The sequence below is a fragment of the Pseudonocardia parietis genome (assembly GCF_017876315.1).
Lineage (GTDB): Bacteria > Actinomycetota > Actinomycetes > Mycobacteriales > Pseudonocardiaceae > Pseudonocardia > Pseudonocardia parietis.
The window spans coordinates 6,582,884-6,596,266 of record NZ_JAGINU010000001.1 but is presented as its reverse complement, the minus strand read 5'-3'; the positions used below and the strand labels follow the sequence as shown (position 1 = coordinate 6,596,266).

12 protein-coding genes are annotated in these 13,383 nt (G+C 71.3%); 6 read left to right on the top strand and 6 right to left on the bottom strand.

Features of this window, described 5'->3' with window-relative positions:
- Positions 1 to 58: 58 nt before the first annotated feature.
- The 4 genes from boxB to JOF36_RS31075 form a co-directional block, all read right to left on the bottom strand.
- Positions 59 to 1,477 carry a benzoyl-CoA 2,3-epoxidase subunit BoxB gene (gene boxB / locus JOF36_RS31090; protein ID WP_210036364.1) on the bottom strand — a complete coding sequence of 473 codons (1,419 nt, stop codon included), beginning with the start codon at positions 1,475 to 1,477 and terminating at the stop codon, positions 59 to 61.
- Positions 1,477 to 3,186, bottom strand: a complete 1,710-nt coding sequence (gene boxC / locus JOF36_RS31085; protein WP_210033973.1) for a 2,3-epoxybenzoyl-CoA dihydrolase — start codon at positions 3,184 to 3,186, stop codon at positions 1,477 to 1,479. Before boxC ends, boxB begins: the two co-directional genes overlap by 1 nt.
- 88 nt (positions 3,187 to 3,274) lie before the next feature.
- The gene (locus tag JOF36_RS31080) at positions 3,275 to 3,718 is read right to left on the bottom strand and encodes a GNAT family N-acetyltransferase (protein ID WP_210033971.1); all 444 of its coding nucleotides are present in this window, start codon (positions 3,716 to 3,718) and stop codon (positions 3,275 to 3,277) included.
- 196 nt (positions 3,719 to 3,914) lie between these two features.
- Positions 3,915 to 5,585 (bottom strand): benzoate-CoA ligase family protein, encoded by a 1,671-nt coding sequence (locus JOF36_RS31075; protein ID WP_210033969.1) that lies wholly within the window; start codon positions 5,583 to 5,585, stop codon positions 3,915 to 3,917.
- Positions 5,586 to 5,712: 127 nt separating this feature from the next.
- Between JOF36_RS31075 and JOF36_RS31070 the strand changes: the two genes are divergently transcribed.
- Positions 5,713 to 6,525, top strand: a complete 813-nt coding sequence (locus JOF36_RS31070; protein ID WP_210033968.1) for a PIG-L family deacetylase — start codon at positions 5,713 to 5,715, stop codon at positions 6,523 to 6,525.
- A gap of 16 nt (positions 6,526 to 6,541) precedes the next feature.
- On the opposite strand, the gene JOF36_RS31065 is transcribed toward JOF36_RS31070, so the two are convergent.
- Positions 6,542 to 7,675, bottom strand: a complete 1,134-nt coding sequence (locus JOF36_RS31065; protein ID WP_307862680.1) for an acyltransferase family protein — start codon at positions 7,673 to 7,675, stop codon at positions 6,542 to 6,544.
- A gap of 282 nt (positions 7,676 to 7,957) precedes the next feature.
- Between JOF36_RS31065 and ctaD the strand changes: the two genes are divergently transcribed.
- The 4 genes from ctaD to JOF36_RS31045 all read left to right on the top strand — a co-directional run bounded on the left by ctaD (position 7,958) and on the right by JOF36_RS31045 (position 12,316).
- Complete coding sequence (gene ctaD, locus JOF36_RS31060) at positions 7,958 to 9,712, top strand: aa3-type cytochrome oxidase subunit I (RefSeq protein ID WP_210033966.1); 1,755 nt, start codon at positions 7,958 to 7,960, stop codon at positions 9,710 to 9,712.
- 1 nt (position 9,713) lies between these two features.
- A complete protein-coding gene (gene serB / locus JOF36_RS31055) occupies positions 9,714 to 10,976 on the top strand; it encodes a phosphoserine phosphatase SerB (RefSeq protein ID WP_307862679.1) in 1,263 nt (420 codons plus the stop codon).
- Entirely contained in the window at positions 10,973 to 11,773 is an 801-nt protein-coding gene (locus JOF36_RS31050) for a peptidyl-tRNA hydrolase (protein WP_307862678.1), read from the top strand. Before serB ends, JOF36_RS31050 begins: the two co-directional genes overlap by 4 nt.
- A gap of 129 nt (positions 11,774 to 11,902) precedes the next feature.
- Positions 11,903 to 12,316: a hypothetical protein gene (locus JOF36_RS31045; protein WP_210033964.1), complete on the top strand. Its 414-nt coding sequence runs from the start codon at positions 11,903 to 11,905 to the stop codon at positions 12,314 to 12,316.
- A gap of 130 nt (positions 12,317 to 12,446) precedes the next feature.
- On the opposite strand, the gene JOF36_RS31040 is transcribed toward JOF36_RS31045, so the two are convergent.
- Positions 12,447 to 12,869 carry an organic hydroperoxide resistance protein gene (locus JOF36_RS31040; RefSeq protein WP_210033962.1) on the bottom strand — a complete coding sequence of 141 codons (423 nt, stop codon included), beginning with the start codon at positions 12,867 to 12,869 and terminating at the stop codon, positions 12,447 to 12,449.
- A 132-nt stretch (positions 12,870 to 13,001) separates the two neighbouring features.
- Here JOF36_RS31040 and JOF36_RS31035 point away from each other — a divergent pair, with 132 nt between their 5' ends.
- On the top strand, positions 13,002 to 13,382 hold the full coding sequence (locus tag JOF36_RS31035) for a DUF485 domain-containing protein (protein WP_245351042.1): 381 nt from the start codon (positions 13,002 to 13,004) through the stop codon (positions 13,380 to 13,382).
- Position 13,383 lies beyond the last annotated feature (1 nt).

Sequence of the window (13,383 nt, the reverse complement as noted above, 5' to 3'; positions counted from 1 at the left end):
CCCGTGTCCCCGCTTCACACCCGTTGCTGCGGGTGTGAGGCGGGGCGAACGGGTGTGATCAGGCGAAGTGGACGTACTCGTACTCGAACGGCTTGCCGTTGATCCCGTTCGACGGCGGGGCGATCCAGCCGGCGATCTTGCCGGGCTCGTAGACCGGGCGCATCAGGTTCTGCACGTGGGTGCGGTCCGCGTCCGAGGGCAGCCAGTCGTCGCGGCGGGCCTCCCACGTGTCCGTGCCGACGAGATCGCCCTTGGGTGTGACGTGGTGGGTGGAGAACAGCCCGACCTCCCGGTTGAACCCGACGTGGGGCAGGTACACCCGATCGTCGAACCCGTTCTTCTCCAGGATCCGGTTCCACCGCTTCACCCCGGACTGGCAGTCCTTCACGTACTCGTTGCGCAGGTCCAGGTTCAGCGCCAGCAGCGCCGGGACCTCGTCGGTGACCACCGCGCCGTCGCGGACCTGCTCCATGCCGTAGCCGTCGTCGGTGAGCAGGTGGTCGTCGGTGCGGCGTTCCTCCTGCCAGCGGCCCTTGAGCCCGGCGGTGAAGTAGTTGGCCGCGTTCGTCGACTGCTCGGAGCCGAACAGGTCGAGCGACACCGAGTAGTGGAAGTTGATGTACTTCTGGATCACGTTCAGCGGGACGCCGCCGTGCGGGGCGATGTCGGCGGTGTCGTGCTCGCGCATCAGCTCGCAGGTCCGCTGGATCACGCGGTCGATGCCGGTGGTGCCCACGAACATGTGGTGGGCCTCCTCCTTCAACATGAACTCGCAGGTGCGTGAGAGCGGGTCGAAGGCGGACTCCTTCAGCGTCCCGAGCTGGTACTTGCCGTCCCGGTCGGTGAAGTAGGTGAACATGAAGAAGCTCAGCCAGTCCGGGGTCTCCTCGTTGAACGCACCGAGGATGCGCGGGCTGTCGAGGTCACCGGAGTTGCGCTGCAGCAGCGCCTCGGCCTCGTCGCGGCCGTTGCGCCCGAAGTACGCGTGCAGCAGGTACACCATCGCCCAGAGGTGGCGGCCCTCCTCGACGTTGACCTGGAACAGGTTGCGCAGGTCGTAGAGGCTGGGCGCGGTCTCGCCGAGGCGGCGCTGCTGCTCGACCGAGGCCGGCTCGGTGTCGCCCTGGATGACGATCAACCGCTGCAGGTCCGCGCGGTACTCACCGGGTACCTGCTGCCAGACCGGCTCGCCCCGGTTCTCGCCGAACGCGATCCGCCGGTCGTCGCCGCGTTCGGACAGGAACACGCCCCAGCGGTACTCCTCCATGGCGACGTGCCCGAACTGTGCCCAGCCCTCCTTCCCGACGTCGACGGCGGTGCGCAGGTAGACGTCCTGGGTCGGCACGGCCGGGCCCATCGTCTTCCACCAGTTGATGAAGTTCGGCTGCCAGGACTCCAGCGCGCGCTGCAGCTTGCGGTCCCCGGCGAGGTCGACGTTGTTCGGGATCTTCTCGGAGTAGTCGATACTCATGGCAATCACACCCGCTTGCGGTCGAAGTCGGCCCTGCGGCCCGTGCCGTACTTGCGCAGTGCGCCGTCCGGTCCGGAGGCGTTCGGGCGCACGAAGATCCAGTTCTGCCAGGCCGTGAGCCGGCCGAAGATGCGGCTCTCCATCGTCTCCGGGCCGACGAACCGGTGGTTGGCCTCCATCCCGGTCAGGGCGTCGGGGGACAGCGACGCCCGCTCCTCGAGCATGATCCGGACCTCGTCGTCCCAGTCGATGTCGTCCGGGGCGTCGGTGACCAGACCCAGCTCGGCGGCCTGCCGGGCCTCGAGCCTGCGGCCGGTCTCCTGGCGCAGCTTGGCGACGTGGTCGTCGTCGCCGTGGAACCGCGAGCCCAGCCGGGTCACGCCGTTGCTCATCGGGAACGGTCCGAAGTTCGACGCCGTGAGCATGATCTGGGCCTCGTCGCCCTGTTCGGAGTCGTCCTCGTCGAGGGTGCCGTCGAGCATGTACTGGCGGTCGCAGGCCAGCGCCAGCTCCAGCAGCGCCCCGGCGAAGCACGAGCCGGGCTCGATCAGCGCGATCAGCGACCGCGAGGTGACGTCGAGGCGCTTGAGGGTCCGCTTGAAATAGTGCCGGATCTCGTTGACCAGCCAGTCCGAGCCGGAGTGCTCGGCGATGACCTGCTCGAACGCCAGCGCGTCCTCGAGGTCGCCACGGGTCCGGATGATCCAGGTGCCGAGCTCCAGCTCGTTGCTGCGCAGCCGCAGGATCAGGTCGTCGAGCTCGCGAGTCATGGCCAGCGGCCAGAACGCCGCGCCCAGCTCGTGCACCCGCTCGATCGAGGACGGGACGCCGCCCTCGGGCCCGTCGATGGTGATCTCGACGAGGCCGCGGTCCCGGTCGAACGTGGCGTGCACGTGCGAGTAGGCGATGCCGTCGGCGGTCTCGGTGCGCTGCAGCGGGGGCAGCTCGATGCCCTCCCCGCCGGGCAGCCGCCCGGACTCCGACGCGGCGGACGCGGCGCGCTCGCGCACCGTCTCGTCCCACTTGCGCTTGGGGATCACCTCGTCGACCAGCTTCCAGTCGACGGCCTGCTTCCCGCCGAAGCCCTCGGACTTGGTGGCGAACACGTCGGCCCGGTCCTTGCGGACCTTGCGCTTGTCGGTGACCCGGGTCAGCCCACCGGTGCCGGGTAGCACGCCCAGCAGCGGGACCTCGGGCAGCGCGACGGTCGACGAGTTGTCGTCGATCAGCAGGATCCGTTCGCAGGCCAGGGCCATCTCGTAGCCGCCGCCGGCCGCGGTGCCGTTGACCGCGGCGAGCCAGGTCTGGCCGGAGTGCTCGGTCGCGTCCTCGATGCCGTTGCGGGTCTCGTTGGTGAACTTGCAGAAGTTCACCTTCCACGGGTGCGGGGACCCGGCGAGCATCCGGATGTTCGCGCCGGCGCAGAAGTTGCGGTCCTTGGCGCTGGTCAGCACGACGGCCCTGACGCCGGGGTGGGTGAAGCGCAGCCGCTGGGTGAGGTCGTAGAGCTCGATGTCGACGCCGAGGTCGTAGGAGTTCATCTTGAGCTCGTAGCCCTCGACGAGCCCGCCCTCCTCGTCGACGTCGAGCTTCACCCAGGCGACCGCCGGGTTCTCGGGGTCGATCTCCAGCTGCCAGTGCCGGTACGACGACGGATCCCGGTCGAAGTCGACCGGAGGGGAACCGGCGTCGGTGGTGGGGCCGGAATCGGTCATGGGACGGGCGCCTCCTCGCGTCGCGACGCCTAAAGGCTACAACATGACGACGCGACGACGAAAGATTGTGGAGTGTCCGCCCGGCGGTTCAGCCCGAGTTCTGCACGGCCCCCGCGCGGATCTGCTTGCGCAGCTCGCCGACGTCGTTGCGGACGAACCCGTGCACGGCGAGCCAGTCGGTGACCTGCTCGGGGTCCGGGTGGCCGTGCGGCACCACGTTGTAGATGTAGTTCAGCCGGCGCTTCCCGGCCTCGTCCTCGAGCCGGGACAGCACGTACGAGCCGGCCCCGGTGCGGCGCATGTCCGGGTGGACCAGGACGAGGATCTCCGCATCTCCCCAGGACTCGTCCAGCCGGCCGTACGCGACGGTCGCGCCGGTGTCGTCCTCGACGCGCCACCACTCGTCGCCCAGCGCGTCGCCGGACGCGGGCCGCCCCAGGCCGAACAGGGCCGGGTCCAGCTCGCCGAGCACCCCGGCCTTCCGGGTGTCCCAGCTCGCCGGGGTCTCCGGGATCCACTCCCACGCGTTCACGCCGGTCTCCTCGCCGTCGCCGGTGACAGGTCTCGGTGCGAGTGAACCCCGTCGATCGGGATCGGCCAAGGGGTCGTCGCGAAACGCGACACCCGTCCGCCGGATCCACGAGGGACCGGCCCTCGCGATGATCACGAATCCGGAACCGGATCGGACGCGGGACGGGCGGATCGGTTCCCGATCCCGGATCACTCGATCAGGTGACGGTCTCCGGCTCCGCCTGCCGCCCGGCGACGCCCGCCAGCCCGGACGCGTGCTCGCGCAGCCGGTAGCGCTGGATCTTCCCGGTGGGGGTCTTCGGCAGCTCGTCCACGGTGACGACGGTGCGGGGCCGTTTGAAGGCGGCGAGGCCGTCGCGGCAGAACGCGATGAGCTCGTCGGCCGAGGGCGCGTTCGCGGGGTCGCCCGGGACGACGAACGCGACCGGCTTGTCCAGCCCGTCGGCGTCCGGGACCCCGACGACGACCGCCTCGGCCAGTCCGGGGTGTTCCAGCAGTCGGGCCTCCACCTCGCCGGGGGAGACCCAGATCCCGCCGACCTTGAGCACGTCGTCGGCGCGGCCGAGGCAGGTCCACGAGCCGTCGTCGTTGCGGACGTACTGGTCGCCGGTGCGCATCCAGCGGCCCTGGAAGACGAGGCGGTTCACCTCGGTGCGGCACCAGTAGCCGGTGCAGACCGAGTCGCCGGCGACGTAGAGCATCCCCTGCTCGTTCGGGCCGTCGATCACCGTGCCGTCCGGGCGGCGCAGCTCCACCTCGTAGCCGGGCACCGGGAACCCGGAGCTGCCGGGCACGACCTCGCCGGGCCGGTTGGAGACGAAGATGTGCAGCGCCTCGGTGGAGCCGATGCCGTCGAGCACCTCGAACCCGTAGCGGTCGCGGACGCCGTGGAACATCCGCGCGGGCAGGGCCTCGCCGGCCGAGGCGCCGCGGCGCACGGTGGCGAAGCGTTCGGGGGGAAGCTCGGCGGCGAGCATCGGCCCCCAGAAGCTGGGGACGGCGAAGAACAGCGTCGCGCCGTGCTCGTGGGCGAGCCGGGAGTACAGGTCCGGGTTCGGCCGGGAGGGCTCCAGCACCGCGCACGCGCCGGCCGAGAGCGGGAAGAACATCGAGTTGCCGATGCCGTAGGCGAAGAAGAGCTTGGCGACCGAGAGGCACACGTCGTCGGGCCGGATGCCGAGCACCTGGTCCGCGTAGGTCTCGCACACGTAGCGGATGTCGCTGTGCCGGTGCATCGCGCCCTTGGGCTTGCCGGTGGTGCCCGAGGTGTAGAGCCAGAGTGCCTGCGACTCGGTCCAGGTGGGTGCGGGCTCGGGCATCGGCGGGCCCGCGGCGAGCAGGGCATCCCAGGTGAGCGACTCGACCCCCGGCGGGACCGTCGGCGCCGTGTCGCCGGTGAGGACGACGCGTTCCAGGTCGGGCGCCCCGGCGGTGGCCTCGGCGAGCTGCGCGGCGAACGCCTCGCCACCGAGCACCGTCGTGGCCCGGGAGTCCCGGATCAGGACGGCCAGCTCCCGGCCGGTCAGCATCGTGGAGCTCGGCACGGCGACCGCGCCGGCCCACATCGTGGCGAGGATCGCGGTGTAGAGGTCGATGTCGTCCGGCATGACCATGAGGACGCGCTGCTCGGGACGCACCCCGGCCGCGCGCAACGCCCCCGCGACCGCGCGGATCCGGTCGGTCAGCTCCGTATAGGTGAGGGAGCCTCCGGGGAACCGGACGGCCGTGCGGCCGCCGTCGCCCGCCGCGACCCGGGCCGCGGTGAGATGGGCGGCCGCGTTGAACGCGTCCGAGCTCCCGCTCGGAGCGGGAATGGGCGTGGCGGTGGTGGAACGGACGGGCTCGTCAGCACTGACGACATCGGCCATGGTGGGTGGCTCCTGTGCCGGTTCGGGGACCTGTGATGCTACACACGTCCGACGTGTCGTCAACGGTCTGTAGATCGACCTGGCCCGTCGCCGGGCGGGTGCCGGGCGCTGCGTAGGCTCCGCCGTCGTGGGGACCCTTGTCAGCTTCCACGCCCATCCCGACGACGAGTCGATCGGCACCGCCGGCACGCTCGCGAAGGCCGCCGCGCTCGGGCACCGGGTGGTGCTCGTCTTCGCCACCCGCGGTGAGCTCGGCGAGCCGGTGCCCGGCGTCCTCGCCGACGGCGAGCAGCTCTCGCTGCGACGTTCCGCGGAGTGCTTCGCCTCGGCGAAGGAGCTCGGCGTCGCGCGCGTGGAGTTCCTCGGCTACGTCGACTCCGGGATGATGGGCGAACCGACCAACGACGCGCCGTACTGCTTCTGGCAGGCCCCGGTGGAGCCCGCCGCCCGCCGCCTGGCGGTGATCCTCGAGGAGGAGGAGACGGACGTCCTCACCACCTACGACGACAACGGCGGCTACGGCCACCCCGACCACATCCAGGTGCACCGGGTCGGCGGCCGGGCAGGCGAGCTGGCCGGGGTCCCGGTCGTCGCGCAGAACACCACGAACCGGGACTGGATGATGCGCGGGATGCGCGGCCTGCAGAAGGACCGCGGCGCCGACTGGCAGCCCCCGGAGATCCCCGACGACGGCTCGTTCGGCAAGCCCGAGTCGGAGATCACCCACCGGGTCGAGGCCGTCGAGTACGCCGAGGTCAAGCGCGCGTCGATGCGGGCGCACGCCAGCCAGATGGGCCCGGAGCACTTCATGCTGACGATGCCGGAGCCGGTGTTCGCGATGGGCCTGGGCACCGAGTTCTACATCGTCGAGGCGCAGCCCAACCCGGCCTCGGCGCCCGAGGTGTGGACCGACGTCTTCGAGCCGCTGCGAGGTTCGTGAGCGCCGACGGCGCGCGTCACGGGCGCGAGAGCGCCAACCGGTCCCAGGTCCGCATCAGCAGCCCGTGCGCGGGACGCTCGACCAGCCGGGTCAGCAGCCAGCCGAGCAGCACGGCCGTCCCCATCATCGCCGCTGACTGCAGCAGCGGCCCGGCGCCGACGTCCTGCAGCCTGCGCATCAGGACGTAGCCGACGGTCTGGTGCATCAGGTAGACGCCGTAGGAGATGCCGGCCAGCCACCGGACGGCCGACGCGACCGGGGCCGGCGTCCACGCGCCCGGGCGCGGCAGCCGGGAGACCAGGGCGACGACGGCGATCCCGGCGCACACCAGGCCCGCGGCCACGAGGTCGAGGTGCGCGGCGTCGAGGTGTACCCGCCCGTCCGGGCCGGGCGCGAAAGCGTGCAGGAACTGCGCCGCGCCGCACAGCACCAGCAGGGCCACCGCGTGCCCGTTGCCCATCCGCCGGGTCGACCACAGCCAGATGGCGATCCCGGCGACGAACAGGTGCAGCCGGTGGAACCCGAACCCGTCGGCGAGCATCCGGTACCAGGTGGGTGGCTCCGCCATGCCGACCGGCGCCGCCCGCAGCGGCCACAGCACCAGCGGGACCAGCACCATCGCCCAGAGCAGCGCGCGCAGCCGCCGGCCGGCGCCCCAGCGGGTCGCGCTGAGCACGGCCGCGGCGGTGAACGCCATCAGCTGCAGCGGGAGCGTCCAGAAGGCCGGGTCGAGCCAGGGGAAGCGGGCGGGGTCCCAGTTCCCGAGCATCAGCCAGTTGGCGACCAGCTCGCTCGGGGGTGGCGCCCCCCACTCCTCGGGGGACAGGAAGCGCAGCGCGAGCCAGGCCACCGGCACCGCGACGACGAACGCCGGTAGCAGCCGTGCCACCCGCCCCCACCAGTAGCGGCCGGGGGAGTGCCGGCCCAGCGTGGCGCAGGCGAAGTACGCCGAGACGACCAGCAGCAGGCTCGCGCCGACCTGGTGGTCGAAGGAGAAGCGGCGGGGGATGAGCTCCGGGTGCAGGACCGGCCCGAGGTGGGTCGCGTGGTAGAGCACCACGAGCAGCACGAACCCGCTGCGCAGCACGTCCCAGCCGGGTTCCCGGCGTCGGGAGCCGGGTCGACCGGGGTTCGGCGTCGGTACGACCACCCCGCCACGGTAGGCAACCGGTTCTGCTCGGCCGTCCGGGGTACCCCGGACGGCCGTGGACGTGATCCCTGACACCAATGGGCCGGTGGAAGGCGGACCTGGCTGCGTGTCCGGGGAGGGCTCGTTCTACCCTCCGTAGAGCACAATCGGCAGGCGCCGTGCCGGCGGTCCGGGATCCCTCGTGGATCTTCCGGACCGGACGGGCGTCGCTCGCCGGTCGGGAAGTAGAGTCCTCCCGTCCGCGAGGACGTGCTCAGGTCAGGCAAGTGCATGGAGGCCCAGGTGACAGCCGTCGAGCCCAAGCCGATCTCGACACGCCCGTATCCGGCGCGCCGGGACGGTAAGGGATCCACGTTCCTCAAGATGCTGAGGACCACGGATCCCAAGGACATCGCGATCCTCTACCTGGTCACGTCGTTCAGCTTCTTCGCGGTCGGCGGCGTGATGGCGCTGCTGATCCGCGCCGAGCTCGCGCGACCGGAGCTGCAGTTCCTCTCGACCGAGCAGTACAACCAGCTGTTCACCATGCACGGCACGATCATGCTGCTGCTGTTCGCGACGCCGATCGTGTTCGGCTTCGCGAACTACATCGTGCCGCTGCAGATCGGTGCGCCCGACGTGGCGTTCCCGCGGCTGAACGCGTTCTCCTACTGGCTGTTCCTGTTCGGCGGGCTGATCGTGCTCTCCGGGTTCCTGACCCCTGGTGGTGCCGCCGACTTCGGCTGGTTCGCCTACACCCCGCTGTCGGACGCGGTCCGCTCGCCCGGCGTCGGCGGTGACCTGTGGATCATGGGGCTGGTCGTCTCCGGTCTGGGCACGATCCTGGGTGGCGTCAACTTCATCACCACGATCGCCTGCATGCGGGCGCCCGGAATGACGATGTTCCGGATGCCGATCTTCACCTGGAACATCTTCATCACCGCGATCCTCATCCTGATCGCGTTCCCGATCCTGACCGCGGCGCTGCTGGGCCTGGCCGCGGACCGGCACCTCGGCGCGAACCTGTTCGACCCGGCGCACGGTGGCGTGATCCTCTGGCAGCACCTGTTCTGGTTCTTCGGCCACCCCGAGGTCTACATCGTCGCGCTGCCGTTCTTCGGCATCGTCTCGGAGATCTTCCCGGTGTTCGCCCGTAAGCCGATCTTCGGCTACAAGGGCCTGATCTTCGCGACCATCGCGATCGCGGCGCTGTCCATCGCGGTGTGGGCGCACCACATGTACGCCACCGGCGCGGTACTGCTGGCCTTCTTCTCCTTCACGACGTTCCTGATCGCCATCCCGACCGGGATCAAGTTCGTGAACTGGATCGGCACCCTCTGGCGCGGCAAGCTCACCTTCGAGACGCCGATGCTGTTCTCGCTCGGCTTCCTGACGACGTTCCTGTTCGGCGGGCTGACCGGCGTCCTGCTCGCGATGCCGCCGGTGGACTTCCACGTGTCGGACACCTACTTCGTCGTCGCGCACTTCCACTACGTGCTCTACGGCACGATCGTGTTCGCGACCTTCGGCGGGATCTACTTCTGGTTCCCGAAGATGACCGGCCGGTTCCTGGACGAGACCCTCGGCAAGATCCACTTCTGGCTGACCTTCGTCGGGTTCCACATGACGTTCCTGGTGCAGCACTGGCTGGGCAACGAGGGCTACCCGCGTCGCTACGCCGACTACCTGCCGTCCGACGGGTTCACCACGCTGAACGCGATCTCCTCGATCGGCGCGTTCATTCTCGGCGCCTCGACGCTGCCGTTCTTCTACAACGTGTTCAAGAGCTACCGCTTCGGCCGGGTCTGCACCGTCGACGACCCGTGGGGCTTCGGCAACTCGCTGGAGTGGGCGACCTCGTCCCCGCCGCCGCGGCACAACTTCACCGAGCTGCCCCGGATCCGGTCCGAGCGCCCGGCGTTCGACCTGCACTACCCGCACCTGGTCGAGAAGGTGCGTGCCGAGGCGCACGTCGGCGGGCGAGCGCATCCGACCGAGGTCCTGGCGCACGAGGTCGGCAAGGAGTCCATGCCGGACGACGACCCCAAGCACAACTGAGGTGTCGGTAGCCCCCACCACCGGTCCGGCCCGTCCCACCGTGCTCGTCACGGTGAGCGGTCCGGACCGGCCGGGTGTCAGCTCCGTCCTCTTCGCCGCCCTCACCGCCGCCGGGGTCGAGCTCCTCGACCTCGAACAGGTGGTCGTGAACGGGCGGCTGACCCTCGGCGCCCTCGTGGTGCCGGTGGGGGACCCGGAGGAACTGCAGGAGTCCGTCGGTGAGGCGATGGACTCCATCGGCATGTTCGTGCACATCGAGATCCAGCGCGACGGTGACGTCGAGCCCCGCCCGGAGGCGACGCACGTCGTCACGGTGCTGGGCCGGCCGATCACGGCCCGCGCGTTCGGGGCGATCGCGGCCGAGCTCGCCGCGGTCGGCGCGAACATCGACGCCATCCGCCGGGTCGCCGACTACCCGGTCACCGGCCTGGAGCTGCTCGTCTCCCCGGTCCCGGACGGCGACCCCGCCGCCTACCCGCCCGGCACGCTGCGCAAGCGGCTGGTCGAGGTGGCCCGGCAGGCCGGGGTGGACGTCGCGGTGGCCCGGGCCGGGCTGGCCCGCCGCAACAAGCGGATGATCGTCTTCGACGTCGACTCCACCCTGATCCAGGGCGAGGTCATCGAGATGCTCGCGGCGCGCGCCGGCGCGGGGGTCGAGGCCGAGGTCCGGCGGGTCACCGAGGAGGCGATGGCCGGGCACCTCGACTTCGCCGAGTCCCTCACCCGCCGGGTCGCGGTCCTGAAGGGGCTGCCCGTGTCGGTCGTCGACGAGGTCGCGGCCGAGATCGAGCTGACACCGGGCGCGCGGACCACGATCCGCACCCTCAAGCGGCTCGGCTTCCGCTGCGGGGTCGTGTCGGGCGGCTTCACGCAGGTCATCGCCGGGCTCGCGGACGAGCTGAAGCTCGACTTCGTCGCGGCCAACGAGCTCGAGATCGTCGACGGGATGCTCACCGGACGGGTCAGCGGCGAGATCGTCGACCGGGCGGGAAAGGCCACCGCGCTGCGCCGGTTCGCCGAGGCGTACGAGATCCCGATCGAGCAGTCGGTCGCGGTCGGCGACGGCGCGAACGACATCGACATGCTCTCGACCGCCGGGCTCGGGGTCGCTTTCAACGCCAAGCAGGCGCTGCGCGACGTCGCGGACACCTCGGTGTCGGTGCCCTACCTGGACGTCGTGCTGTTCGTCCTGGGCATCACCCGCAACGAGGTGGAGGCCGCGGACGCCGCCGAAGGTGTGCTGCGCCGGGTCCCGATCGCGTGAGCGAGGTGGCGGGGGACCCGGTCCTGCGCCTGCTCGCCGAGCGCTACGGGACCGGGGCCCACCGGCGGGACGTCCCGCCCGAGCCGGACGGTGCCGACCGGGCCGACGGTGCCGAGCGAGTCGCCGGGGCCGGCGGTTCCGGCCGGGTCGTCCGGGCCATGCCGGTCGTGTTGCGGATCGAGCGTGACCCGCTGCCGGGCCGGACGCCGCTGCTGGAGGCCGCCGCGACCGCGGCGGTGGCCCTCTGCCTGGATCCCCGCGCGCAGTCCGGTGGTGAGTGGCACGAGGCGGTGGCGGCCTGGATCGACGGCCGGATCCGCAAGATCGCCCGCCGGGCCCGGGGCGCGCACTGGCAGGCCGTGCAGGAGCTGCCCGGTGTGACGATCGCGGTCGCGGGGGCCGAGGCCCGCGCGTTGCTGCCCGGCCCGGTCGACGAGGCCCCGAGGACGGTGGCCCGGCTGCAGATCGGTGGCACCGAGCTGGCCTCGGACTCGCCCGGCGCCGTGGTCGCCGGGGCCGCGCGGGTGTGGCTGAACCCGCGCGTGGAGATGAGCGTCGGGAAGGCTGCGGCCCAGGTCGGGCACGCGTCGATGCTCCTCGGTGCGGCCCGCGGCTGGCCGGTCGCGGAACCGCAGGACGTGCCGCGGTGCGCGGTCCGGACCCCGGCCCCGGACGCCTGGGACCGGCTCTGCGCGGAGCTCGCGGCCGGGGACTCCGACCTCGTAGCCGTCCGGGACGCCGGGTTCACCGAGGTCGAGCCCGGAACGGTCACCTGCATCGCCGCCGAGCGGGAGTAGCCGGCCGGCGGGCGTCGCGGAGCCCGTGCTGCGACCCCGGCCGGGGATGCGGTTCACGATCGCGAACAGGCGCGCGGCCGGTGTCTCCAACACGGCCCCGTCGAGCGGGCGCGCGACCATCCTGACCCGATGACCACACCCCACAGCAGCGAGCTGCCCGCCCTGCACACCGACGCCGACGTGCACGAGCGCGTGTCCATGCTGGTCGGCACGGCTGTCACCGACCGACAGCTGTGGATCATGTTCCTGGACGGCGACGGTGTACAGGCTCCGGTGCTCATGCCGATCGCCGAGATGCCGGCAGCGCCCGATCCGGGGATCGTCGATCGGCTGGCGGAGGTGCTCGGTTCCCTGCACGGCGACCTGGCCACCGAGCAGGGACCGGGGTCGGTGGTGCTGACCTGGGAACGCCGGGGACCGGACCGGCCGCAGCCGGCCGACCGGGCCTGGGGCCGGGCCCTGCTCGACGCCTGCGGGGTGAGCGGGACCCGGTGCCTCGGCACGTTCCTCAGCACTCCCGCCGGGGTCATCCCACTGTCCTGACGGCGTTCGGGCGGGTTCCCCCACATCATCCTCACCCTCGGGAGCCGCGCGGGCGACGCAGGGTGCCGTGCACCCTCCCGCTGAGGCGGCCGGCACCGGTCGCACGGGAGCCGGCCGCCTGCGGCACGGGTCAGACCGTGGTCTCCAGGCGGACCTCGACGTTCCCGCGGGTCGCCTTCGAGTAGGGGCACACCTGGTGCGCGGCCTCGACGAGCTGCTGGGCCTCGGCCCGGTCCAGGCCCGGCAGGTGGGCGGTGAGCACCGCCGAGACCGTGAAGCTGGTGTCGTCCGGCGTCAAGGCGACCTGCGCGGTGACCGTGGCCTCGTCGGGCACCGTCGTCTTCTTCTTGCGGGCGACCATGCGCAGCGCGCCGTGGAAGCAGCTCGCGTACGCCGCCGCGAACAGCTGCTCCGGGTTGGTGGCACCGCCCGGGCCGCCCAGGGCGGGCGGCATCTTCAGGTCCTGGTCGACGGTGCCGTCGTCGGTCCGGACGTGGCCGTCGCGGCCGCCGCCGGAGGAGACCGCCTCGGTGCTGTAGATCGGGTCCGTCATGTCCGCTCCTCGTGATCGTCGAATTAGGTTGTGCACAACCTATCTTGCCACGGTGCCGGGATGTGGCGATCTCCGGAGCTGTCTCTTCTGTGATGTCCGTAACCGGAACAGACCCGCCGCGTTACGGAGAGTATGAACTGGCAGCACGAACGGCCCCCTCATCCGATGTTCGGCGCGGCTCCACCGGGGCGGTCGGACGCCGGGCGGGACGTCTGGGTCACCGCTGCGGACAGCCCGGAGTTCGTCGAGCTCAAGGCCCGGCTGCTGCGGTTCATCGTGCCGGCGACGGTCGGGTTCCTCGGCTGGTTCTTCCTCTTCATCGCCCTCAACGCCTGGGCCCCGGAGCTGCTGGGCGCCAAGGTGATCGGTGAGATGACGCTGGTACTGGTGCTGGCGGTGGGGCAGTTCGTCTCGACCTTCGTGCTCACCGCGGCGTACGTCCGGTACGCGAACCGCAGGCTCGATCCACTCGCCGACCAGATCCGCGGGCGGCTCGAGGGGGGCCGGGCGTGAG

Bases quoted from the DNA above. Each gene is read 5' to 3' on its own strand.
- JOF36_RS31045 (WP_210033964.1), top strand. From the start codon at position 11,903: ATGACCACACCCCACAGCAGCGAGCTGCCCGCCCTGCACACCGACGCC.
- JOF36_RS31075 (WP_210033969.1), bottom strand. From the start codon at position 5,585: ATGGCCGATGTCGTCAGTGCTGACGAGCCCGTCCGTTCCACCACCGCC.
- JOF36_RS31040 (WP_210033962.1), bottom strand. From the start codon at position 12,869: ATGACGGACCCGATCTACAGCACCGAGGCGGTCTCCTCCGGCGGCGGC.
- boxC (WP_210033973.1), bottom strand. From the start codon at position 3,186: ATGACCGATTCCGGCCCCACCACCGACGCCGGTTCCCCTCCGGTCGAC.
- JOF36_RS31035 (WP_245351042.1), top strand. From the start codon at position 13,002: ATGAACTGGCAGCACGAACGGCCCCCTCATCCGATGTTCGGCGCGGCT.